Origin of the sequence: Lactonifactor longoviformis, from assembly GCF_042848515.1 — a bacterium.
Classification (GTDB): Bacteria; Bacillota; Clostridia; order Lachnospirales; family Lachnospiraceae; genus Lactonifactor; species Lactonifactor longoviformis.
In genome coordinates, this window is sequence record NZ_AP031453.1 from 1,393,225 (window position 1) to 1,416,429 (window position 23,205).

The 23,205-nt window shown below is 46.4% G+C and carries 20 protein-coding genes; 14 read left to right on the forward strand and 6 right to left on the reverse strand.

Features of this window, described 5'->3' with window-relative positions; all coding sequences use genetic code 11:
• Window positions 1-19: 19 nt before the first annotated feature.
• Together ACGHCT_RS06440 and ACGHCT_RS06445 are read left to right on the forward strand one after the other, a co-directional pair.
• Window positions 20-961, forward strand: coding sequence for an AEC family transporter (locus ACGHCT_RS06440; RefSeq protein WP_154257421.1), 942 nt, complete (start codon window positions 20-22; stop codon window positions 959-961).
• Window positions 962-1,020: 59 nt separating this feature from the next.
• Window positions 1,021-2,331 carry a replication-associated recombination protein A gene (locus ACGHCT_RS06445; RefSeq protein WP_154257422.1) on the forward strand — a complete coding sequence of 437 codons (1,311 nt, stop codon included), beginning with the start codon at window positions 1,021-1,023 and terminating at the stop codon, window positions 2,329-2,331.
• A 76-nt stretch (window positions 2,332-2,407) separates the two neighbouring features.
• Here ACGHCT_RS06445 and ACGHCT_RS06450 read toward each other — a convergent pair whose 3' ends face one another.
• From ACGHCT_RS06450 to ACGHCT_RS06460, 3 genes are read right to left on the reverse strand one after another with little or no spacing between them, the layout of a single operon-like run.
• On the reverse strand, window positions 2,408-2,920 hold the full coding sequence (locus ACGHCT_RS06450; RefSeq protein ID WP_072848955.1) for a DUF4364 family protein: 513 nt from the start codon (window positions 2,918-2,920) through the stop codon (window positions 2,408-2,410).
• Between the two features lie 4 nt (window positions 2,921-2,924).
• Entirely contained in the window at window positions 2,925-3,857 is a 933-nt protein-coding gene (locus tag ACGHCT_RS06455) for a TIGR01212 family radical SAM protein (RefSeq protein ID WP_154257423.1), read from the reverse strand.
• 1 nt (window position 3,858) lies between these two features.
• Window positions 3,859-5,007, reverse strand: coding sequence for an NADP-dependent malic enzyme (locus ACGHCT_RS06460; protein WP_154257424.1), 1,149 nt, complete (start codon window positions 5,005-5,007; stop codon window positions 3,859-3,861).
• 997 nt (window positions 5,008-6,004) lie between these two features.
• Here ACGHCT_RS06460 and ACGHCT_RS06465 point away from each other — a divergent pair.
• The 7 genes from ACGHCT_RS06465 (at window position 6,005) to ACGHCT_RS06495 (ending at window position 12,882) form a co-directional block, all read left to right on the forward strand.
• Complete coding sequence (locus ACGHCT_RS06465; RefSeq protein WP_226904187.1) at window positions 6,005-6,865, forward strand: tyrosine-type recombinase/integrase; 861 nt, start codon at window positions 6,005-6,007, stop codon at window positions 6,863-6,865.
• 308 nt (window positions 6,866-7,173) lie between these two features.
• Complete coding sequence (locus tag ACGHCT_RS06470) at window positions 7,174-7,416, forward strand: hypothetical protein (RefSeq protein WP_154263071.1); 243 nt, start codon at window positions 7,174-7,176, stop codon at window positions 7,414-7,416.
• A gap of 68 nt (window positions 7,417-7,484) precedes the next feature.
• The gene (locus tag ACGHCT_RS06475) at window positions 7,485-8,042 is read left to right on the forward strand and encodes a transporter substrate-binding domain-containing protein (protein WP_173015696.1); all 558 of its coding nucleotides are present in this window, start codon (window positions 7,485-7,487) and stop codon (window positions 8,040-8,042) included.
• A gap of 251 nt (window positions 8,043-8,293) precedes the next feature.
• Entirely contained in the window at window positions 8,294-8,911 is a 618-nt protein-coding gene (locus ACGHCT_RS06480; protein WP_226904184.1) for a DUF4867 family protein, read from the forward strand.
• 41 nt (window positions 8,912-8,952) lie between these two features.
• Window positions 8,953-10,437, forward strand: a complete 1,485-nt coding sequence (locus ACGHCT_RS06485) for an L-fucose/L-arabinose isomerase family protein (RefSeq protein WP_390438946.1) — start codon at window positions 8,953-8,955, stop codon at window positions 10,435-10,437.
• Between the two features lie 102 nt (window positions 10,438-10,539).
• The gene (gene xylB, locus ACGHCT_RS06490; RefSeq protein ID WP_390438948.1) at window positions 10,540-12,009 is read left to right on the forward strand and encodes a xylulokinase; all 1,470 of its coding nucleotides are present in this window, start codon (window positions 10,540-10,542) and stop codon (window positions 12,007-12,009) included.
• Window positions 12,010-12,153: 144 nt separating this feature from the next.
• Entirely contained in the window at window positions 12,154-12,882 is a 729-nt protein-coding gene (locus ACGHCT_RS06495; protein ID WP_072848940.1) for a phosphatase, read from the forward strand.
• A gap of 94 nt (window positions 12,883-12,976) precedes the next feature.
• Here the strand turns inward: ACGHCT_RS06495 and ACGHCT_RS06500 are convergent, their stop codons facing one another.
• Window positions 12,977-13,870, reverse strand: coding sequence for a LysR family transcriptional regulator (locus ACGHCT_RS06500; RefSeq protein ID WP_072848938.1), 894 nt, complete (start codon window positions 13,868-13,870; stop codon window positions 12,977-12,979).
• Window positions 13,871-14,284: 414 nt separating this feature from the next.
• Here ACGHCT_RS06500 and ACGHCT_RS06505 point away from each other — a divergent pair, with 414 nt between their 5' ends.
• From ACGHCT_RS06505 to ACGHCT_RS06525, 5 genes are all read left to right on the forward strand, one after another.
• Window positions 14,285-15,547, forward strand: coding sequence for a hypothetical protein (locus tag ACGHCT_RS06505; protein WP_390438951.1), 1,263 nt, complete (start codon window positions 14,285-14,287; stop codon window positions 15,545-15,547).
• A gap of 37 nt (window positions 15,548-15,584) precedes the next feature.
• Window positions 15,585-16,604, forward strand: coding sequence for a TAXI family TRAP transporter solute-binding subunit (locus ACGHCT_RS06510; protein WP_072848934.1), 1,020 nt, complete (start codon window positions 15,585-15,587; stop codon window positions 16,602-16,604).
• Window positions 16,605-16,618: 14 nt separating this feature from the next.
• The gene (locus ACGHCT_RS06515) at window positions 16,619-18,505 is read left to right on the forward strand and encodes a TRAP transporter permease (protein ID WP_390438953.1); all 1,887 of its coding nucleotides are present in this window, start codon (window positions 16,619-16,621) and stop codon (window positions 18,503-18,505) included.
• Window positions 18,506-18,526: 21 nt separating this feature from the next.
• A complete protein-coding gene (gene larA / locus ACGHCT_RS06520; RefSeq protein WP_390438955.1) occupies window positions 18,527-19,774 on the forward strand; it encodes a nickel-dependent lactate racemase in 1,248 nt (415 codons plus the stop codon).
• Between the two features lie 138 nt (window positions 19,775-19,912).
• Window positions 19,913-20,218 (forward strand): YerC/YecD family TrpR-related protein, encoded by a 306-nt coding sequence (locus tag ACGHCT_RS06525; protein WP_072848930.1) that lies wholly within the window; start codon window positions 19,913-19,915, stop codon window positions 20,216-20,218.
• An 84-nt stretch (window positions 20,219-20,302) separates the two neighbouring features.
• Here ACGHCT_RS06525 and ACGHCT_RS06530 read toward each other — a convergent pair whose 3' ends face one another.
• Together ACGHCT_RS06530 and ACGHCT_RS06535 are read right to left on the reverse strand one after the other, a co-directional pair.
• Window positions 20,303-21,571 carry a lactate racemase domain-containing protein gene (locus tag ACGHCT_RS06530; protein WP_390438957.1) on the reverse strand — a complete coding sequence of 423 codons (1,269 nt, stop codon included), beginning with the start codon at window positions 21,569-21,571 and terminating at the stop codon, window positions 20,303-20,305.
• Between the two features lie 10 nt (window positions 21,572-21,581).
• Window positions 21,582-23,195, reverse strand: coding sequence for a mannitol dehydrogenase family protein (locus tag ACGHCT_RS06535; RefSeq protein ID WP_072848927.1), 1,614 nt, complete (start codon window positions 23,193-23,195; stop codon window positions 21,582-21,584).
• Window positions 23,196-23,205 lie beyond the last annotated feature (10 nt).

Consider the following 23,205-nt stretch of genomic DNA (forward strand, 5'->3'; position numbering starts at 1 on the left):
TGAGGGACAAAGGAGTAAGATGCAGAATCTAATACTGTCATTCTCAGTAGTATTTCCACTGTTTGCGTATATGCTGCTGGGGTTTGGAATCAGGAAGATGAAACTTTTGGACGCCCGCATATTTAAACCTCTCAATGGAATGATTTTTCAGGTGTTTATTCCAATTATGCTGTTTGTGGATGTCTATGAGTCAGACTTCAAGTCTTCTGTGAATAAAGGACTTTTTTTGTATGCGGCTGTTATGGTGATACTGCTGTTTCTGCTGCTCTGCGCCGCAGTTCCCAGATTTGTAAGAGATAAGAAAGATGCTTCTGTTATGATTCAGGGAATCTACCGGAGCAATTATGTGCTGTTCGGGGTGAGTATCGGGGCCAATTTATATAAAGACGGGGATATCGGAGTAATTGCCGCCATGGCGGCACTGATAGTACCTCTCTTTAATATACTGGCAGTGATTCTTTTTGAAATGTTTCGGGGCGGCAGGGTAAAACCCGCCGCAGTGGTGATGGGCGTGCTCAAAAACCCTCTGGTGGGAGCAGGGATTCTGGGGATACTTTTTGCTGTGCTGAATATCCGGCTTCCCGCGCTGGTTGTTGATACCCTGGATAACATCGGAAGTATGGCATCCCCCATGGCGCTGATCTGTCTGGGCGGTATGTTGTCTTTTGAAAGCTTAAGGAAGCACAGAAAAAAGCTGGGAGCTGTACTCTTGGGACGCCTGATACTGGTGCCTGCGGCAGCGGTTGCTGTGGCAGCTGCGCTGGGATACCGGGAAGTGGAATTGGTGGGGATACTGGCAGTCTTTGGTTCCCCCACTGCGGTAGCTTCAGCACCTATGGCCCAGTCCATGGGCGGGAATGGAGAGCTGGCAGGAGAAATTGTGGCCACCAGTTCTGCAGCCTGCGTGGTGACCATGTTTTTATTTATCTGGGCGCTTAAGACTTTGGGATGGGTTTCCTGAGCAAGGATTAGGATACACAATTGCTTCAGCGGACAGAAGCAGGGAAAGGCGGATAAGAAATGGATTTATTTGATTATATGAAAGAGGTAACCCTGGAAAATGAGTCCCCGTTGGCTTCCAGGATGCGTCCTACTTCTCTGGAGGAAGTAGTTGGACAGGAACATATTATTGGAAAGGACAAGCTGCTGTACCGGGCCATTAAGGCTGATAAGCTTAGCTCCATTATATTTTACGGACCTCCCGGAACTGGAAAAACCACACTTGCTAAGGTAATCGCCAATACTACCAGTTCCCGGTTCACCCAGATGAATGCCACTGTGGCGGGGAAAAAGGATATGGAGGCTGTGATTAAGGAGGCTCAGAGCCAACTGGGGATGTATGGGACGAAAACCATACTGTTTATAGATGAGATTCACCGTTTTAACAAAGGCCAGCAGGACTACCTTCTTCCCTTTGTGGAGGACGGGACTATTATACTGATCGGGGCCACTACAGAAAATCCATATTTCGAGGTAAACAGCGCTCTGATCTCCCGCTCCATTATATTTGAGCTCCATGCGCTGGAAAAGAAAGACATCGAAAAATTGCTGGAGCGTGCGGTGTCAGACAAAGAAAAGGGCATGGGAAGTTACCAGGCCGTGCTGGACGAGGACGCGAAAGAATTTCTGGCAGATATCGCCGGGGGTGATGCCAGAGCTGCTCTGAATGCCATAGAATTAGGGATTCTGACCACGGACAGAGCCGGGGACGGCAAGATCCACATTGATCTTCAGACCGCCTCCCAGTGTATTCAAAAAAGGGTCGTAAGATACGATAAAACCGGAGATAACCACTATGATACCATCTCAGCCTTTATTAAAAGCATGCGGGGATCCGATCCTGACGCTGCCGTATATTATTTGGCAAAGATGCTTTATGCGGGTGAAGACATTAAATTTATAGCCAGAAGGATTATGATATGTGCAGCGGAGGATGTTGGAAATGCAGATCCCAATGCACTTAATGTGGCAGTATCTGCCGCCCTGGGAGTAGAACGCATCGGAATGCCCGAGGCCCGCATACTTCTCTCCCAGGCAGTCACATACATTGCCTGTGCTCCAAAAAGCAATGCCTCTTATATGGCCATCAACGAGGCCATGGAGTCTGTAAAAAACAAGAAAACCACAGTGCCTCCCCATCTCCAGGATGCACATTATGGGGGGGCATCCAATATGGGCCACGGAATCGGATATCGGTATGCACATGATTATCCTAATCATTATGTAGAGCAGCAGTACCTTCCGGACGAGATCAAAGGGAGCAGATTCTATCGGCCGGAAGACATTGGCTATGAGAAAGAAATACGGAAATACTTTGCTGCAATAAAATAAAAAAGGTTAAAAAGGGGACGTGTACTTTCTAAAAAGTACACGTCCCAAACTCGATCAGGCCTGTCCCTTTTTACTTTTAAAGAAGTTCCCCCATAATATGTGCATAAATCTCCTGGCTTTTTTCCTGCCAGCGGCTGCATATGGTTGTGGCGGCCTCTTTTGTAGGCACCGTCAGGGTCATATCAATGAGATAGGACTGCCGTTCTATCACTTGACAGCGAACCTCATACTCATCTGCGTTTTTTTTGTAATAGTCGGCAATGGTAGAGACTTCATTGCGCAGTTCATAGGCATGGGAATTGAAAAACTCTATAATTTCTTCCTGAATCTCAGGTGAGATCTCATTCTGAAAATAATGAATGGTTTCTTCCCCTTTCGGTGTGATTCGGTACCGTGAGGAATTCCTAACGGTGCTCATCTCCAGTAATTCGGAATCAATCAGTTGATTGATCGCTTCCTGAATGTGAAAGTATGTTGTATATCCCTTATCCAGAATAAACTCTGATATTTGAGAATTAGTCAGAGGGAAATTTACCTTATCTAACATGTATAAAATAATTAATTTGTATAATGTCAATGGTTCTGCCATATTTCTAATTCTCCTTTCCAGTATACAGCCTCCCCTGCCAGGTTTGCCGGACCTTACATTCATGATGAAGAGTGTTTAATACTGTTTTTTTGGCGCTGCTCCACAGAGGCGCAAGTAACAGATCCCTTGGACCATCCCCGGTGAGCCGGTGAATGACGATATCCGGTGACATATGTTCCAGACAGGATATCACGAGATCCAGATATTCCTCCATGGTATAGACCTGAAACGCTCCGCTTAAGTATTCCTCGGCCAAATCTGTACCCTTTAGTATATGGAGAAGCTGAAGCTTAATACCCTGAATATCTTTATGATTCAGATAGGATATGGTCTGGAGAATATCTTCCCGGCTTTCTCCGGGAAGCCCCAGGATAGTGTGGACAATAACTTCCAGATTGCGCTTTCGGAGTTCTTTGACAGCCTCCTCAAAACAGGAAAGTCTGTAGCCTCTCCGAATATATGCGGCGGTTTTATCATGGATAGTCTGCAGCCCTAGTTCAACCCACACGGGCTTTTGGCGGTTCAAAGCATCCAGCAGATCTAACACTTCCGGACCCAGGCAGTCAGGCCGGGTGCCGATGGAGAGGGCAGCTACTTCGGGATCTGCCAGAGCCTCAGTAAAAACAGAGGTCAGATGGGAAATGCTTCCATAGGTGTTGGTATAGGCCTGGAAATACGCAATAAACGTTTCCGCTTTTCTCTTCTGACGGATTCTGTCTTTTTGTTCCTTGATCTGTTCAGCAATTGTGAGAGATTTATCGGCCGCAAAATCTCCGGAACCGCCGGCACTGCAGAAGATACAGCCCCGGTTTCCCAGTGTTCCGTCCCGGTTCGGGCAGGTCATCCCACCGTTAAGGGCTACTTTATATACCTTTGTGCCAAAACGTTCCTTCAGCATATAATCAAAGGAATGATAAGGCTTACCGTTCCATTCCATCTTAGTGAATATGCTTTTTTACTGCCTCTGCAACAGCATCGGCAACCCGGGGATCAAATGCTTCCGGGATAATATTTTCTTCATTTAAGTCTTCTTCTGAGATTAATTCTGCCAAAGCGGTCGCCGCAGCCATTTTCATTTCCTCTGTGATCTGTCTGGCTCGTCCCTCCAGAGCGCCTTTAAAAATACCTGGGAAAGCTACTACGTTATTAATCTGATTTGGAAAATCAGAGCGTCCGGTACCGATAATTCGGGCACCTGCAGCCTTAGCCACGTCAGGCATAATCTCCGGTACCGGGTTTGCCATAGCAAAGATAAAAGGATCTGAATTCATGGATTTAACCATTTCTTCTGTAACACTGTTGGGGGCGGAGACTCCGATAAAGATATCAGCCCCTTGTAACGCATCGGCCAGACTGCCGGATTTTCCTTCCTGATTTGTAATCTCTGCCATTTCCTTTTTTGCGGGATTGTTGGCATTCTCCTTGTTGACTATACCTTTGCTGTCACAGAGATACATGTGGAGGAATCCGTAATTGAGCAAAAGCTTTCCGATGGCGATACCGGCAGCACCGGAACCATTGATGACAACTACACAGTCTTCTTTCTTCTTGCCGGTAAGACGGAGACTGTTAATAATAGCTGCCAGGACCACTACGGCAGTACCGTGCTGGTCATCGTGGAAAACAGGAATATCCAAAAGTTCTTTTAAGCGGGATTCTATTTCGAAACAGCGGGGAGCGGAGATATCCTCAAGATTAATACCCCCGAAAGAGGGTGCGATGTTAACAACGGCCTTTATAATTTCTTCGGTATCCTGGGTATCAAGACAAATAGGAACAGCATTAACACCCCCGAATTCTTTAAATAAAACAGCTTTTCCTTCCATAACCGGCATAGCCGCCAGAGGTCCGATATTACCCAGGCCAAGAACAGCGCTTCCGTCGGAAACTACAGCAATTGTGTTAGCCTTCTGTGTATATTTGTAAGCTGCTTCCGGGTCTTCTGCAATTACCTTACAAGGCTCAGCAACACCTGGAGTATATGCCAGAGAAAGATCTTCCCTTGTTTTTACAGGAGCCTTGGAAACGGTTTCTAACTTTCCATTCCATTCTTCGTGGAGTAAAAGGGCTTTTTCGTTTGTTGTCATAGTAACAGTACCCTACCTTTCTTATTATATGTAGTTTGTTCGGAACTTTCTTTATCATAACATTATGGAAAAATAAGTGCAAGATGGAAGTGAAAATTGAGATTTAATGGTGTAATTGGGACTTTGGTTCAAGACGCTTCAAGACGGCAGGTGTGGGTGACAGGGGGACGGTGAGAGAAATCCCGCGGCAGCGGGCTGGCTGGTTCGGACGGGAGGGAGGCTTAAGTTCCGGGGACACCTCCGTCGCGAAGAGAGTCTAAGACAAAACCGGAATCCCCGCCGGAGCACCGTTCGTATGTGCAAAGAATGCTTGATGTGCATTCTCTGCCCATGCTCACTTTTTTTCGGCCCTGACTGCCGAAAAAATCTCCTGCGGGAATCCCGGTTTTGCCTAAGACTCTCTACTCACTCCTGCGGAATCGTCCCCGGAACTTAAGCCCTCCCTCCCGCCCGAACCGCCAGCCCACCGCCGCAGGATTCCTCTCACCTGGGTATAGGGAAGTTCAAGGGAGTTGGCTATTTATCCAAAACATCGAGTTATCAATAGTGGGAAACCAGAGGAAAAGTGTACAACGTTCGACCTTCCCCACCCGTTTTCCGTGAATGTGAAGTGAGTCTCTGCCAGGTCAAGGGAGGAGGTCTTGGGGCCGGGGGTACTGTGTGGAGCTGCGCAGACTACGGAGTGCGTCCGAAGATCCACTGCCGGCGGTCACTTAGGAGCGAAGGCTTTCCTGAGCTTCTTAGTGAACGGCCAGGCAGTTAGCAGAGGAGAAACGCAGCAGCAAGCAGATCCACACAGTACCCCTGGCCCCAAGACCTCCTCCCTTGACCGTCCGTCTGCGACACTCCGCTCGCCGACTATTTTATCTCGAACTTTACATACACAAAACTATAATTTCCATATTTATCCAGATGACACTCCCTCCCCTCAATGCTATACTGGAAAAAACATACAAATGATAGACTGGCCTGAAATTGCGGCAGATGGGAGAGTAAGATGAGGGATAGAGATAAAATGGAACTCTATATTCAGAAAGAGGATATACAGGACTTCCAGGAGTTTCTCTATGAAAGAGAATATTCTACAGCAACGATCAGTAAATACCTTACGGATGTACACACGTTTCTGAAGTTTGCAAAAGGAAAGGATGTGATTGAAAAGTCACTTTTACTGAGATATAAAGAGTGGCTGATGCAAAATTATGCAGTTTCCAGTGTGAATTCTATGCTCGTTTCTCTGAATCAGCTTCTGGAATATCTGGGCGGAGGTTTTTTGAAACTAAAAAGGGTGAAGGTACAAAAACAGAACTTTGCAGATGAAGATAAAGAAATGTCAAAGGAAGAATACATAAGACTGAAAAGGGCAGCAGCCGAGAATGGTAAGGCTCAGCTGGCACTTATTATAGAAACGATATGTTCCACTGGAATACGAATCAGTGAATTATCTTATTTTACAGTAGAAAGAGTCAGGAAGGGATATGTTGAGGTTCATAATAAAGGAAAGTCAAGAACCATCCTGCTGCCTGAGAAATTAAGGAGAAAGCTAATTTATTACGTGAAAAAACATAACATCCTGTCAGGGTGTATTTTTGTGACAAGAAATGGAAAGCCCAAAGACAGAAGTAATCTGTGGGCAGAAATGAAAGCCCTTTATAAAGAGGCAGAGGTATCTCCAGAGAAAATTTTTCCTCATAATCTGCGTCATTTGTTTGCCAGGGTATATTATAGTTTGACTAAAGATCTTGCGGGACTTGCAGACATTCTGGGGCACAGCAGTATGGAGGTGACCCGGATTTATACGGCGCATTCAGGAAATGTTTATCAGAAAAGAATTGACAGTTTAGGTCTGGTCAATTAAAACATATAAATACCACATAATAATAGTTATGTGGTATTTTAATAATGAGATTTGTAAATATTACATAGATTTATCTTATAATAATTGGAATAAATTGTCAATGCGCTTGGGAAAATCTACGTAACAATATATTTTGTTTCAAATATAAATATTTTTCAGTATTATTATGGTAAAGAGGTAACCTAAAATTAATAATTTCTTTGTGTATGTTTTTATTTTACCACATAACTATTATTAGGTTGTAATATAGCATCACTACATAATCTACGGCTGACTGCAGTACGTGCCGGATAAGAGAAGGAAAAAGCATGAATAGGGAAGAACTTTTAGAGCGCTTGGCGGAGAAACTGGGATACGATTATATATCGGATCTCCATATAATGAATAATTATGATGACATGCTGAAGATCCTGGAGGATATCTCTCCAGATGAGTATAGCCTGGGGGAATGGAACTCGGCTGTACAGTATTTGCTGCGGGAAGAGATTGTGCTGGGATCACCCCGGAAAGCAAGAGAATATCTGATGGAAATCTTAAGAAATAGGGGTTGATTTATATTTGACAAATAGGAAACAGAGTGATATCGTGCTGTTAGATGGAAAGTTTAGAGGAGTACGATATGAAGAAAATAGTTGCAATAGTAATCGCAGTTGTCACTTTGCTGACTATGGCAGGATGTGAGAAAAAACTGGAAGCGGATGGAACGCCGGTAAATGATTTACTTTTAGAGTCCGGTATACTGAAGGTAGGGATGGAGTTAAAGGTGCCGCCTATGGAAGCTCTGGACGAAGAAATGAAGCCGGTGGGGTTTGATGTAGATTTGATCTATGCAGTTGCAGAGAAGCTGGGGGTAAAAGTAGAGATTGTGGATACCACTGAAAAGAATCTTCTGCCGTCTCTGGGAGCAAAGGTCTATGATTGCGCCATATCAACCATTCCGATCACGGAGGACAATCAAAAAGAATATTATGTGACCAGGCCGTATGCTGATATTACTTTGATCAAAGATCAGATTAGTAATAAAGAGGCAGAGGGACAGTTAGGGATTTTTGTAAGCAGGAAAAATGGACAGCTGATGCTGAGAATAGATAAAGCCCTGGAAGAATTGCGCAGCGAAGGCAAAGTGTCAGAACTGTCTCAGCAGTATTTTGGAACAGATATCACAGAAGGGCTTTAGACAATTGACAAAGCAGGAGATACTGCCGGGATTAACTGGAGCAGCATACAAGCAAAGGAAAGGAAATACAAGAATGTAGACTTTCCTATTGCTTGTTTTTTTATGCTCACGCCCCATAGTCAGGGGTTATTTTCATTTCGTAATAAAATTTTTGTATACTTTTGCAAGAAGGGATTGATTTTTTTGGTTGAAAATGGTACTATGTGCATATAGTTCAACGGGTAAACAAAGTGCTAAGGGAGGTTATTTTGATGAACATATTAAAGGTATCAGATCCGGAGTTCTGCAGGTATGGAAAGGTAATTACTGGGATTGACTGCAGTGACATGGCAGAGGCGATGGAAGCTACACCTCTTCCCGAAGATGTGGTTTATGTAGCTTCAGAGGCTTCATTGGAGTCATGCTCCAGTGCGGAGAAGATTGCATACAGCCTTTACGGGGGAATGCCCATTCAAGTGGGATACTGCAATGGCAGTAATTATCTGCTGAATGCTGCGGAATATCACAGAGACTCAGAAATTAACATCGCAGTTACGGATATGATTCTGATTCTGGGATGTGAACAGGATATTGAAAAAGACGGTACATATGACACGTCCCGGATGGAAGCGTTTATGGTTCCTCAGGGAACGGTAATTGAAGTCTACGGGACAACACTTCACTATGCCCCCTGCAATGTGGCGGAAAGCGGGTTTAAATGTGTAGTGGTACTCCCCAGAGGGACGAACACAGAGATTGAAAAAGAAGGTCCCTATACAGAGGAAGATAAAATGCTCTTTGCCAGAAATAAATGGCTGATTGCCCATCCGGATGCCAGGATTGAGGGAGCATTCAATGGTCTGAAGGGAGAGAACCTCTCAGTAAAGTAGGTTTTTATAAAAAGAAATATATCATTTATGGAGGAAGAACAATGAACAATATGCCAAAAGTAAAGTTAGGAATTGTAGCTGTCAGCAGAGACTGTTTTCCGGAATCCCTGTCTGTAAACAGAAGAAAGGCGCTGGCAGAGGCTTACGCTAAAAAGTATGATGCAGAGGATATCTATGAATGTCCAATCTGTATTGTGGAAAGCGAAATACATATGGTACAGGCACTGGAGGATATCAAGAAGGCAGGATGTAATGCACTGGCGGTATATTTGGGGAACTTCGGACCTGAAATTGCCGAGACACTCCTTGCAAAACATTTTGACGGCCCGAAGATGTTTGTAGCAGCTGCGGAGGAATCCGGAGATAATCTGATCCAAGGCAGAGGGGATGCATACTGTGGTATGCTCAATGCCAGCTATAATCTGAAACTCCGCAATATAAGGGCCTATATTCCGGAATACCCTGTGGGAACAGCAGAAGAATGTGCGGATATGATTCATGAGTTCCTGCCGGTTGCAAGAGCCATTATCGGGCTATCAGAGCTTAAAATTATTAGCTTCGGACCCCGTCCGCTGAACTTTCTGGCATGCAATGCGCCAATCAAGCAGCTCTACAATCTGGGAGTAGAGATTGAAGAAAATTCAGAGTTAGACTTATTTGAAGCATTCAATAAGCATGCAGGGGATCCCAGAATCGAAGATGTGGTGAAAGATATGGAAGCGGAGCTTGGAGAAGGAAATATGAAGCCAGAGATTCTGCCAAAGCTTGCGCAGTATGAGCTGACCCTTCTGGACTGGGTTGAAGAGCACAGAGGCTACAGAAAATATGTAGCAATTGCAGGAAAATGCTGGCCCGCTTTCCAGACACAGTTTGGCTTTGTGCCTTGTTACGTAAACAGCCGCCTCACAGGTATGGGAATTCCGGTATCCTGTGAAGTAGATATCTACGGAGCGCTGAGTGAATTTATCGGAACATGTGTAAGCGAAGATGCAGTTACCCTTTTGGACATCAACAACACTGTTCCTGCAGATATGTATGAAGCTGATATCAAAGGAAAATTTGATTATACACACAAGGATACCTTTATGGGCTTCCACTGCGGAAATACCACCACCAAAAAGCTCTCCTTCTGTGCTATGAAATACCAGATGATTATGGCCAGAAGCCTGCCTGAGGAGGTTACACAGGGAACGCTTGAAGGAGATATTGTGCCGGGCAGCATTACCTTCTACCGTCTGCAGAGCACCGCGGATAATAAGCTTCGTGCTTATATCGCCCAGGGAGAGGTGCTGCCGGTTGCAACCAGATCCTTTGGATCTATAGGTGTATTTGCAATCCCGGAGATGGGAAGATTCTACCGTCATGTACTGATTGAGGGGAATTACCCGCATCACGGAGCAGTCGCCTTCGGCAGTTATGGAAAAGCATTGTTTGAGGTATTCAAATATATTGGCGTGGATGTGGACGAGATAGGATATAATCAGCCTAAAGGTGTCCGTTACCCGACCGAAAATCCATTTGCATAAGAGCTAGATTGTAAAAAGGGACAGGGCAGGGGCAATCGGGGACGTGTTCCTTTTAAAAAGAACACGTCCCCGATTGCCGATTCAGATAAAGGAGAAAATGATATGTTATATATTGGTGTTGACTTAGGAACCTCAGCGGTCAAGCTGCTTTTGATGAGCCAAGACGGCAGGATTCAAAAGATTGTATCAAAGGAGTATCCCATTTCTTTCCCAAAGCCGGGCTGGTCAGAACAAAAGCCGGAAGACTGGTGGGAGAAGACGGTAGAAGGAATTAAGGAGCTGACGGAGGAATGCGACAAATCCCAGGTGGCAGGCATCAGCTTTGGCGGACAGATGCATGGACTGGTAATTCTGGACAGTGAAGATCAGGTGATACGCCCGGCGATTCTGTGGAACGACGGAAGAACCAGCAAAGAGACGAACTATCTTAATGAGGTAATTGGAAAGGAAAAACTGTCGGAATATACTGCTAACATTGCCTTTGCGGGATTTACGGCTCCCAAAATCCTGTGGGTTAAGGAAAATGAACCGGAGAACTTTGCCAGAATCAGTAAGATTATGCTTCCCAAGGATTATCTTGCCTATAAACTGAGCGGTGTGCACTGTTCTGATTACTCAGATGCCTCGGGGATGCTTCTGATGGATGTTAAGAATAAATGCTGGTCCGGAGAGATGCTGAATATCTGTGGAATTCGGGAGGAGCAGATGCCCAGGCTGTATGAGAGCTATGAGACTGTGGGGACCCTGAAGCGGGAAGTGGCAGAGGAACTGGGGCTGCCGGAGAACTGCAAAATAGCAGCCGGCGCCGGGGATAATGCGGCAGCTGCAGTGGGAACAGGAACCGTGGGTGACGGAATGTGCAATATTTCTCTGGGTACCAGCGGCACTATCTTTATCTCCAGCAAAGAATTCGGAGTAGATAAATACAATGCACTTCATGCCTTTGCCCATGCAGACGGCCATTACCATCTCATGGGTTGCATGCTGAGCGCTGCCTCCTGCAACAAGTGGTGGATGGATGAGATTATCGGAACTGCAGATTACGCCGGAGAGCAGGGAAAGATCGGAGATCTGGGAGAGAATCACGTGTATTTTCTTCCCTACCTTATGGGAGAGCGCTCCCCGCACAACAATCCAGATGCAAGGGGCACGTTTATCGGTCTGACTATGGACAGCACCAGGGCGGATATGACCCAGGCAGTTCTGGAGGGGGTCGCCTTTGCCATCAGAGATTCCTTTGAGGTCGCCAAGTCTCTGGGAATAAAGATTGAACGGACTAAAATCTGCGGGGGAGGTGCCAAAAGCCCTCTGTGGAAGAAGATGATTGCCAACATTCTGAATATTAAGGTGGATGTAATTGCATCCGAAGAAGGACCTGCCATGGGTGGTGCCATGCTGGCGGCAGTGGCAAATGGAGAATACGCTTCCGTGGAGGAGGCTGCCGGTGCTATAGTAAAAGTGGTTGACACCGTGGAACCGGAACCTGAGCTTGCCGGGAAGTACGAAGAACGGTACAGAAAGTTTGCCAAGATTTATCCTGCAGTGAAAAACCTATTCAGCGAAATTCTGTAACTATACGGAAACAGGGCGTGGATTCCTATGAAAATGCCTCCGGGTACCTTTACCTTTGCTGTTTTGCATAGATTTTGCTTGATTTTAAAAATCAAGGTTCGTATAATGCAAGGTAGGTCCACACTGACCTGAGGAGGCGAAAGTATGAAATATGTTTTAGACGTGCATACCCACACGCTGGCCAGCGGGCATGCCTACAATACAATGGCAGAGATGGCTTGTGCCGCAGGCAGGAAAGGGCTTCAGCTGCTGGGAATCACAGAACACGCGGTTGAAATGCCGGGAACCTGCTGCACTTTCTATTTTGAAAATCTGAAAATGGTTGACCGGGACAAATATAAGGACTGCTATGGGGTGGAGCTGCTTTTGGGCACAGAGCTGAATATTCTGGATTACCAGGGAACCATTGATATGGAAGAGAGAACCTTAAAAAAGATGGATGTAACTATTGCAAGCATCCATCCCCCATGCTATAAGAGCGGTACAGAAGAGGAGAATACCAATGCTTATCTGTGTGCCATAAAAAACCCTTATATTAACATCATCGGTCATCCTGATGACGGGAGGTTTAAGCCGGATTACCGCGCCGTTGTACAGGCTGCAAAAGAGTACAAGGTGCTGCTGGAGCTGAATAATAATTCCCTGGATCCCAGATGTTTCCGGCAAAATGGCAGAGAGAATATGCTGGAATTGCTGAAATACTGTAAGGAATACCAGGCTCCTGTTATCATTGGAAGCGATGCGCATGTGGATGATTTGGTTGGAGCCCATGAGTTTGTGGAAGCGCTGTTAAAAGAAACGGAATTTCCTGAGGAATTGGTTGTGAACCGTTCTGTGGAAGAGCTGAAGAAGTATGTAAACAGATACAGGTAGCAAAGAGAGAAATACGCGGTTATCAGGCCGGGAATCTTAAAAACAGATTCCCGGCCTTTTCCTGCTCCTGCAGGTATAAGAGAATACCCTGAAATTAGGATATCCTGCAGGGGGGGAACTGCCGTTTGGTATAGTTGATAAAGGCGGTAGAGTCGCTGTACAAGGGACGTTCTTTATTCCACAGGATACCGATAAATACCGGATCCAGCTGAGGTTCAATAGGAATCCCTACAATATCCTCGTTGTGCAGAATGGTCTCCTCAAAAAGCAGTCCCCCTACCGAGTAATCTGACCGGAGAAGCTGCTTGATGGTATCCAGCTGATTGGAGCGGAATATAATGTTGGGCTTAAGGGAAGCCTTTTCAAAGGCAGTGCTGATGATCTTATTGCTGAAGGAACCGATTCGGTTGACCACGAGTGGGATCTGTGCCACCTCACGGAGTGTAATGCTTTTGAGACTGGCCATGGGACTTTCCCTGTGAACGGCCAGGTTCAGCCGTGTCGTCAGCAGGGTGATAATACGCACGGCATTCAGATTGGCATAATTGGTTATGGTAATTGCAAAATCAACCTGTCCTTTTTCCACCACTTCATAGCACTCCAGCGCCCCCAGCTCCAGGACATCAATGGTAACATGGGGATGGAGTTTTTTAAATCCAATAACCACTTCAGAGAACAGAAAGGTTTCCACTGTGGGTGAGATTGCAAGCTTAATCTGGTTTCTGGAGCGGCTCAAATCTTTCATTTTCTGGGTCAGGTCATTCACATCCTGAAGGACATGGGTTGCCTCTACATAGAACAGTTCCCCTTCAAAGGTCAGTGTAAGCTTCTTTTTCTCACGCTTAAACAGCAGAAGGTTAAACTCTTCTTCCAAGGCCTTGATGGAATTGGTGATGGAGGGCTGGGAAACGTGAAGCTTTTTTGCTGCCGCAGTAATTCCTCCCCACTGGCAGACCTGCTGAAAATACTGTAATTGCCGAATTGTCACATCATCACCTCCTGTATTTTTTATCTTATTCTTATTTTGTCTTCTGGTCAAGAAATTCTGCGCTATCGATAGTTTTAAACTATATATCCAAAAGAAAGATGTAATTTACACTTCAGGTTAACAGATATACAATAAAGAAAACACAGAGATAATGGAACAAATACCAGAAAAATACATATAAAATGTTTAATTATCTGATATAACTGTGTGAACCCGGGTATCAATTTATATTTCTATTCATAGTTCTGCTTTCAGGCAGTTCTGGGAATAGAAGCATGCTTTGCGACGTACAGATGCATTGCGTCCTGCGCCATATGGCAGTTTACGGCATCTATCAACTGAGCACCCGGGAAGCCAAAAGGGGCCCTTCTACAGATTCCGTCCCCTGTGCCGGCCGGGAGAAAGGGAAGGATTATGTTATCAGACAGAGAAAAAGAAAGACTGCGGTCTTTGGGGAGGCAGATACGGGAAATTGCCGAGCTGGATATTCAGAAAGAAAATAAAAAGCTATGGACAGCAGTGAATGACGGACAGATGATACGTCCGGTGGTAATAGCCAGAGATTATCCGGTTTTGCTTCTTATGGAAGGTCCGGATGCCATCCGGCCGACGATTGAAGATCCGTATTTCAGGCAAAGGGAGATGGAAATGCTTTTAACCATCTACGAATGGAACCATCTGCGGGGAGATCGGGTAGTGGAACCGTATCTTAATGTCCCGGTCATTGCAGAGGATACAAATGTGGGACTGCGTATGTCCAGTTATCCGGCCCAGTGGACCATGGATCCGGAGGAACTTCACCGGGCGTATGCCTTTGAGAGAGTACTCTGGAATGAAGAGGATGTCTCCGCAAAAATTAAATGGCCCAAGGTTGTCTACCGCAGAGAGGAGACCATGGAGCGGTATGAACAGATGTGCGAGATTATGGAAGGGATTATCGAGATTAAATTATTTGGGATCCAGAATTTCCGGTTTGCCATGTTCGACGACATCTTTGCATGGACAACCATTGATCAGGGAATGACAGACCTGGTCATGAACCCCGAATATCTGCATCTGGCAGCGGAGAGATATGCCGAATGCTTTATACACAGAGCAAAGCAGTATGAAGAGCTTGGCCTTATCTCCTCTAATAATTCTAACACATTTATTGGAAATGGAGGCTATGGATACTGTTCAGCTCTTCCAAGGCCCACTGAAACCGGGATTGGAGGAAGTCTGAAGGATAATTGGGGGGTGGCACAAGATCAGATTTTCACATCGGTATCCCCGGAGATGACCAAAGAATTTGCATTTGACCATGAAAGGGCCTGGACCGATCTGTATCCGCGCATCTATTATGGATGCTGTGAACGGCTGGATCACAAAATAGAGGAACTGGGAACCTTTCCCAACCTGAAAAAGATATCCGTATCCCCGTTCAGCGATTGTGAAGCTGCAATGGAAAAGATGGGAAAACGCTATATTGTATCATTTAAAGCACATAATACTTTTATCAATCTAAATCCCTGCGGATACGATCTCCTCACTGAGGAACTGAAAAAGGTCTGCCGTCTGGCAAAAAGGTATGGAAGCAGCGTGGAGATTATTATGAAATCAATTATTGACTTGAACCATGAACCTCAGAGGCTCTGGGAGTGGTGCAGGCTGGCAAGTGAGATCGTTAAGAGCTACTGATGAGTAAGGGAAAAGATCACAGGAAGGAGAGATTACATTGAAGAAAAAGATAATGGCTTTGGTACTTGCAGGAATTATGATTTTGGGAGGATGCTCAGGAAACACGGATTCTGCTTCTGAGGATACGGAGAAGGACAGCACCCAAAAAAGCAGCCAGGAGGTAAAAGAAGTAACGATTCTCACCGGTCCGTCAGGTGGGACCATGGAGATCGTGGGGGCAGCTACTATAGAACTATTTAAGGCTGCCATGCCGGGAACAGAGTTTTCTTCCGTTCCCAGCACCGGGAGCGCGGTAAATGTAAAACTGATGGACAACAAAGAGGCAGATATGGCGATTATTACAGCAGATACCCTGGCAGCAGCCATTAACGGAGAGGAGCCTTTTGAGGAGACTTATCCGGATCTCATGTCCATGTGCGCTCTGTATCCCAACACCATGCAGCTTTGGGCGCTGCCATCCTCCGGGATCCAGGACTTCGCGGACTTGAAAAGCAAAAAATTCACCTGCGGACAGTTCGGGGGAGGACCTTACCAGCCCTGCATGAATATGATGAAGACCTATGGATTTACCCTGGACGACATAGAGGCAAGCGGTGGAGAGATGACACCTCTGGCATGGGGAGAGGCTACTAATTCCCTTCAGGATGGAAATATTGACGCAGTTTTTTGGACAACCTCGTTCCCCGCAGCAGGAATTGTGAATGCGGCCGTGGGAAAGGAATTCAGCCTGGTGCAGATCAATGAAGAAAAGTTGAAAGAATATACGGAAACCTATGAGGGATGGGTAGACATTACCATTCCCGCAGGCACCTATGAATTTCAAAAAGAAGATGTGAAAACAATAGGGACACCCAATCTTTACGTAGTCTCCAGGGATATGCCGGAGGATGTGGTGTATGAGATGACAAAGGCAATCTGTGAAAACTATGATGTGCTGGGGACCTCACATGCTCTCCTGAAGTCCTTATCGGACGAAACCATTACCCAGGGAGTGGTGGGGGAGATCCATCCGGGAGCACTCCGTTACTATAAAGAAAAAGGAATTAATGTCTCATAAGGGAGAGGATTTCAATGGAAAAAACAAAAGGCGGGGATCGATACGACAGGATTTGCAAAGTCAGCATCCAGATATTGGGCGCTGCAATGGCATTTTTCCACTTATATACAGCTCTTATGGGTACGCTGACAGGAACCTGCCAGACAGCGGTGCACCTGCTGTTTATTGGTCTCATTTATTATTTGGGGTATCAGTCTAAGAATGAGAGATGGAAAACGGTAACCAGGATTTTCAACCTTGTATTTGCAGCTGGGATGGCGGCAAGTCTTGGATACAACATACTTGCCAATAAAAAGCTGATGATGCGTATGATGCAGGTGGATAAGGTAACTACACTGCAGGTAATTCTGGGAATTATTTTAATTGTGTCTGTGCTGGAGCTGACACGCCGTTGTCTTGGAATGGCAATGCCCATCATAGCTCTAATCTTTATCCTGTATGCATTCACCGCCAAGTATATGTCCGGAGTATTATACTTTAAAGGGATTGGGCTGGACCGTTTTGTGGAACAGATGTACCTGACCTTTCAGGGGGTGTTCGGGGAAGCGCTGAATTCCTCTGCTACCTTTGTAGTAATGTTCTGCCTCTTCGGCAGCTTTCTCCAGGTCTCCGGAGGCGGACAGTTCTTCCTTGATATATCAAAGAGTGCGGTAGGACGTTTTCGGGGAGGTCCCGGTATGATGACCGTAATCTCCTGCGCACTGATGGGGACAATCTCCGGGAGTGCCATTGCCAATGTAGCTGCAACCGGTGTGTTTACGATCCCCTTTATGAAAAAGGGAGGATATGAAAAGAATTTTGCAGGTGCCGTTGCATCTGTGGCTTCCACAGGAGGGATGATTCTTCCCCCGGTTATGGGTGCCGGTGCATTTATTATGTCCGAATACCTGGGGATCTCCTATGCCAGGATATGTCTTTATGCATTGGTCCCCGCACTATTATATTTTTTTGCAGTGTTTCTCCAGGTATATCTGGAGGCGCGGCGTTTGAACCTTTCGGGGGTTCCCAGGGAAGAAATTGAACCAGCCCTTTCTGTTATGAAGCGGGCAGGATACTTGCTGATACCGCTCCTTGTGATTATCTATTTTCTCTGCGCAGGATATTCTGCCATGAGGGCAGCCTTTTACGGGATTATATCCATTATTATCGTAAGCTTTTTCCGCAGGGAAACCCGGATGACACCAAAAAAATGTCTGGAGGCAATGGTACTGGGATCAAAATCCTGCATCTCTGTGGCAACAGCCTGTGCAAGCGCCGGGATTATTATTGGCGTGCTCAGATTTACAGGCCTTGGTTTAAAGTTCACAAGTGCAGTTGTCAGTATTTCCGGAGGCAATCTTATGGTAGCCCTGATACTGACTATGATAGCCTCCATTATATTAGGGATGGGGATTCCTCCTACGGCTGCCTATGTTATGCAGGCTGCGCTTACAGCTCCTGCACTGGTTCAGATGGGACTGGAACCCATTCAGGCACATTTGTTTATCTTTTATTTCTCCTGTATGGCAGGAATTACGCCTCCTGTAGCCATCTGTGCGTACACGGCGGCTCCCATAGCAGAAGGAAATCCCGGAAAGGTGGGATTTCAGGCATTTCGCCTGGCCCTGTCGTCTTTCATCGTGCCCTATGTATTTGCATACGGTACAGGAATACTTCTGGTAGGGAATATAGTGGATATTATTCTTGCCGTCTGTACCACACTCATAGGGATTGCTATATTGTCTGTGGCGGTTTCCGGCTGGCTGAAGTATCCAATAAAAGCTTATCTGCGGGTTCCTCTGTTCGGCGCTGCGGTACTGATGATGGTGCAGGGAGTAACAACCGATCTTGTGGGAATCCTCGTAGCCGGTGTAATCTGTGGGATTCATCTGCGAAGGCAGGCAATAGTACCGGTAAAATAGTGAAGAAGGGGGAGAATCGGCATGAAGGTAACGCTGGGCTATGGGAACGGACAGCAGGAGGTAAGCATACCGGACAGGAATCTTCAGGCGGTCTTACTGCCCCAAGAGACAGCAAAACAGGAGGATGAGGAGACACTTCTGCGAAAGGCATTGCTCCATCCTGTAGGAACCTCCAAACTGAGAGCCATAATAAGGCCGGGTGAAAAAATCGCGGTAGTTGCCAGTGATATGACAAGGCCCCTGCCCACGGGCCGTATTATGCCGGTGCTGTTGGAGGAGATGATTGCCGGGGGTGCACGCCCGGAGGATATCACACTGATCTTTGGATTAGGGATTCACAGGCACCATACAGAGGCAGAAAAAAGAAAGCTGGCTGGAGAGGCAGTGTATGAGAGGATACGCTGTGTGGATTCAGAACCGGAAGACTGCATTCTCCTGGGATATACATCCAGGGGAACCCCGGTGGAGATAACGAGGGAGGTTGCCTCTGCGGACCGGATAGTCTGTCTGGGAAACATTGAGTATCACTATTTCGCCGGTTTCAGCGGAGGTGCCAAGGCTATTCTTCCGGGAGCTGCCTCAAGGGCTGCCATACAAAAGAACCACAGCCATATGATGGAGCCCGGGGCAGAGAGCGGATGCCTGGAGGGAAATCCTGTGCGGGAAGATATAGAAGAGGCTGGGGCATTGTGCAACATAGATTTTATTCTAAATGTAGTACTGGATGCAGAAAAAAGAATACTCTGGGCTGCTGCCGGGGATCCGGTGCAGGTCCACCGGGCAGGGTGCGGATATGTGGACAGCTGCTGCAGAAGAAAGCTTCAGAAAGCCGCAGATATTGTAATCGTGTCCCAGGGAGGGGCGCCCAAGGATCTTAATCTTTACCAGATGCAGAAGGCTTTGAATCACGCTGCCTACGCAGTCAGAGACGGGGGCATCATCATTATGGCAGGATATCTTGGGGAGGGCATGGGAGAGCCCGTTTTTGAACAGTGGATGCGGGAGGCAGAGAATCCGGAAGAGCTGGTGAGAAAGATAGGCAGGGAATTTTGTCTCGGAGGCCATAAGGCGGCAGCCATAGGTGCTGTCTTAAGAAAAGCTGATATTTTTCTGGTATCCAGTCTGCCGGACTCCCAGGTGAAGGAAATATTTATGCACCCTTTCAGCAGTGTTCAGGAAGCTCTGCAGACAGCCTTTCAGAAGATAGGGGAGGAAGCCTCTGTAGTGGTTATGCCTGTGGGAGGCAGCATACTTCCGGACTTAAAATGAAAGTTACGGTTTCCTCCGCTCTCAGTAACAAATAAAACATTCGAACTCATTGACTTCACAATTTTAACGTGATAAAATGAAGAAAAGTTGACGTATTATTTCGTTAATGCTTAAAAATATGTGTTGAGGAGAATGACAATGAGTAAGAAGATTCACACAGAGGCAGTAGACTATCTGTTTGAGGCCATTTTAAGTCTGAAGAATAAAGAAGAATGCTATACATTTTTTGAGGATGTGTGTACAGTGAATGAGATTCTTTCTCTGTCCCAGCGCTTTGAAGTTGCCAAGATGCTAAGAGAAAAGAAAACATATCTGGAGATCTCAGAAAAGACAGGAGCTTCCACTGCAACCATCAGCCGTGTAAACCGTTCCCTGAACTATGGGAATGATGGGTATGAGATGGTGTTTGAGCGGATTAATAAAAAGGAGCCTGAAGAAGTATAATATATAAGAACAGGACCCGAAGAGCCGGCATTGGCACGCCGCTCTTCGGGTCCTGTTTCTAGGATTACTGAAAGTCAGAAAGTATCAGTCTACTTTCCATAATCCCAGGGCGGGAGTTTTAACAAAGTAAATTTCCTCTCCATTTTCCAGGATGTTCCATCCTTCTTTCAAGGTGTGAGGATTATAAAGGGCGGCAGCCTCTTCATAGTCTATCCACTCATAGCCCACAGTATTAATATCTTCCTTGGACAGGTTTTCAGGGCGTGTACAGTAGGTGATGGTAAAACGTCCGTCGGAGGAACCCTGAATCAGATGGGCAGCAGCCATGATCCTGTTTTCAAATGCCCCTTCATTGAAAAGCTTCAGGACGTAGTCGCGGCCCTTATATCCATAAGTTCTGGTCATGCGATCCATTTCTTCATTTTCACCAAAAGCTTTTACTCCGGGCGCCAGAATAATGAGTTCCCCTCCGTCGGCAACAGCCATACGGGTACGGTATACGCCCTTATTTCCCACCCAGGTAGTCTTCAGCTCGTAAGGATCCAGATAAGTCACAAGTTTTTTTGCCCGGCGCTCCACATGGCAGATATTCAGCTGTTCGGAGAGCGCTACCGCATGCTCAAAGGGCTTCCGGGAGGGGCCTGCGTAAAGGCCGTTTAAGGTTACCTGATCGTCTTTTAGAGTGGTTACTGTCTGAATGTAAACAAGAGGCAGTTTTCCGTCCAGAAAATGCTGCTGTGCATAGTCAAATACTTTCCGGGCCGGGGAGTCGGCTACGCCCAAAGCTTTTTCCATCCCGCAGATAGCGCTTAACATATGGGATTTATTGATCATCTGGCGTCCGCCCACACCTACAAAGATGTTTTTGCTGTAGTTGGCCATCCCGACAACTTCATGGGGCACTACCTGTCCGATGGACAGTATCAGGTCATACCCTCCGTTAATTAATTTTTCGTTGACCTCTACTTCAATATCCGTAGAATACAGACCCTCTGAGATCTCCTCAATCACTTCCCGCGGAACCTGGCCGATGGAGATGGTATCTGTCTGCCAGTGATGTACCAGAAATGCTTCTTCAGGCACTACACCCCCGAACATCTTTTCTTTTTCCTCCGCATCCATGGCCATATGAGTCCCCAGTGCCGGCATAACGTGTACGGTGGCTGCTGGGGACAGCTTTTTATAGAGAACCTGGGTGATCTCCCCGGCATAAGAATAGCAGCGGGTAAAGTCAGGGGGAATAATCAGGACTTTTTTTAAGTCCGGATATTGTTCCAGCAATTGTTCCATGCATTGTTCAACCTCTGACATGGATATGCCGGACGCTTCGTTGGTCATATAAATCTCGTTCATGATATCCTCCTTAGGCGGTATATTTCTTGAGTGTTGCTCTTACGGCACCCGGACCTGCAGCTAATTCAGCAAATAATGCTTCCACGGTTTCTCCAAGGCCGGCCTGATATAAGTCTACGCCAAAGATGGCAGCATTGGAGAGGATGGGCTGGAGTGCTTCATGGAAATCGCCCTTTTCGCCCAGCTTAATATCTTTTACGCATGCCATAGAGCTTTCCAGCAGAGGATCAGAGCTGGGGGCAAATGCATTCCCGTTATCGTCTACAGCAAGCAGATAACGGCACCAGCCAGCCAGAACCAGAGGAATAAGCTTGAGATCTTTCACATCCAGAGTATCACTGGCCGCATAAGCTTTGATGGTTTCGCCGAAACGAATGCCGAGCTTCTGAGAAGTATCCGTGGCAATCCGCTGAGGGGTATCCGGCATAAAAGGATTCGGTATGCGGACCTGAAGCACTTCGTCGATAAACTCTCTGGGGTTGATGATACCGGGATCGACTACAACCGGAAGTCCTTCCTGATAACCGATGATCTCCACTAATTTCTTCAGTTCTGGATCTTTCATTTCATCTGCGATTAATGTATAGTCCAGGAGACAGCCGTATACGGCCAGTGCAGTGTGAAGAGGATTCAGACAGGTGCAGACTTTCATCTTCTCTACCTTATCTACGGTTTCCTTGTCTGCAAATATAACGCCTGCTTCGTCCAGATTCGGACGGCCGTTGGGGAATGCATTCTCGATCACCAGGTACTGGGGTTCTTCAGAGTTGACAAAAGCTGCAACATAGGTGTTTTTGCTGGTAACAATTGCCTCCACATCATCAAATCCGTCCTTTTTCAGCATTTCTTTTACGCTGTCGTCGGGGCGGGGTGTGATCTTATCAATCATGGACCATGGAAAAGAGATGCATGCGGGATCCTCTGCATAGGCCAGAAACTCCTTGGGAACAAGTCCGTGTTCAGACCAGGCTTTCGCATATGCAATTACCGCATCGTGAAGTCTGGTGCCGTTGTGTGAGCAATTATCCATACTAACCAGGGCAAGGGGAAGTCTGCCGGCAAGATAGCGTTCATAGACCAGCGCAGTCAGTTTTCCGATATAGCTCACAGGCGCCTTGGGACCATTTTCAAAGTCAGCCTTTACCGGGGGGAAGTAGCTTCCGTCAGCGGCAAAAAGATTGTAACCTTTTTCCGTGATTGTAAAGCTTACCATCTGAAGTGTGGGAGCAGTAAAAATTTCTTTTAAACGTGCCCATTCTGCAGCATTAGAAGAATCCACGATGACAGATTCCACGATACTGCCCACGACGGTTTTTTCAATGGTTCCATCCGACTTTAAGGTAACCAGTACGCTTAGATTGTCATTGGGGCGGTACATTTTTTCAATAATCTCATAGTCAAAACCTTCAGCTACAATAATACCGGTATCGGCTTTTCCTGCATTTAACAGGGTCTGCTGAAGGTTAGCAGTAAATGCCCGGAAGATATTGCCGGCGCCGAAGTGAATCCAGGCCGGAGCTTCCTTTGTTTTTGCGGCAACAGCCTCTCTGTCATACTGGGGAAGGGCAAAGCCTGCCTCTTCCCACATATTTTTATTGTTCAATGCTTCCTGTGATAATTTCATGGAATACAAG

What these genes read in the sequence shown, in the direction of transcription:
- ACGHCT_RS06535 (WP_072848927.1), bottom strand. Translation starts at nt 23,195, where the DNA reads ATGAAATTATCACAGGAAGCATTGAACAATAAAAATATGTGGGAAGAG.
- ACGHCT_RS06470 (WP_154263071.1), top strand. Translation starts at nt 7,174, where the DNA reads ATGAATAGGGAAGAACTTTTAGAGCGCTTGGCGGAGAAACTGGGATAC.
- ACGHCT_RS06530 (WP_390438957.1), bottom strand. Translation starts at nt 21,571, where the DNA reads ATGAACGAGATTTATATGACCAACGAAGCGTCCGGCATATCCATGTCA.
- ACGHCT_RS06455 (WP_154257423.1), bottom strand. Translation starts at nt 3,857, where the DNA reads ATGGAATGGAACGGTAAGCCTTATCATTCCTTTGATTATATGCTGAAG.
- ACGHCT_RS06465 (WP_226904187.1), top strand. Translation starts at nt 6,005, where the DNA reads ATGAGGGATAGAGATAAAATGGAACTCTATATTCAGAAAGAGGATATA.
- ACGHCT_RS06440 (WP_154257421.1), top strand. Translation starts at nt 20, where the DNA reads ATGCAGAATCTAATACTGTCATTCTCAGTAGTATTTCCACTGTTTGCG.
- ACGHCT_RS06445 (WP_154257422.1), top strand. Translation starts at nt 1,021, where the DNA reads ATGGATTTATTTGATTATATGAAAGAGGTAACCCTGGAAAATGAGTCC.
- ACGHCT_RS06475 (WP_173015696.1), top strand. Translation starts at nt 7,485, where the DNA reads ATGAAGAAAATAGTTGCAATAGTAATCGCAGTTGTCACTTTGCTGACT.
- ACGHCT_RS06450 (WP_072848955.1), bottom strand. Translation starts at nt 2,920, where the DNA reads ATGGCAGAACCATTGACATTATACAAATTAATTATTTTATACATGTTA.
- xylB (WP_390438948.1), top strand. Translation starts at nt 10,540, where the DNA reads ATGTTATATATTGGTGTTGACTTAGGAACCTCAGCGGTCAAGCTGCTT.
- ACGHCT_RS06480 (WP_226904184.1), top strand. Translation starts at nt 8,294, where the DNA reads ATGAACATATTAAAGGTATCAGATCCGGAGTTCTGCAGGTATGGAAAG.
- ACGHCT_RS06495 (WP_072848940.1), top strand. Translation starts at nt 12,154, where the DNA reads ATGAAATATGTTTTAGACGTGCATACCCACACGCTGGCCAGCGGGCAT.
- ACGHCT_RS06505 (WP_390438951.1), top strand. Translation starts at nt 14,285, where the DNA reads ATGTTATCAGACAGAGAAAAAGAAAGACTGCGGTCTTTGGGGAGGCAG.
- ACGHCT_RS06485 (WP_390438946.1), top strand. Translation starts at nt 8,953, where the DNA reads ATGAACAATATGCCAAAAGTAAAGTTAGGAATTGTAGCTGTCAGCAGA.
- ACGHCT_RS06515 (WP_390438953.1), top strand. Translation starts at nt 16,619, where the DNA reads ATGGAAAAAACAAAAGGCGGGGATCGATACGACAGGATTTGCAAAGTC.
- larA (WP_390438955.1), top strand. Translation starts at nt 18,527, where the DNA reads ATGAAGGTAACGCTGGGCTATGGGAACGGACAGCAGGAGGTAAGCATA.
- ACGHCT_RS06460 (WP_154257424.1), bottom strand. Translation starts at nt 5,007, where the DNA reads ATGACAACAAACGAAAAAGCCCTTTTACTCCACGAAGAATGGAATGGA.
- ACGHCT_RS06525 (WP_072848930.1), top strand. Translation starts at nt 19,913, where the DNA reads ATGAGTAAGAAGATTCACACAGAGGCAGTAGACTATCTGTTTGAGGCC.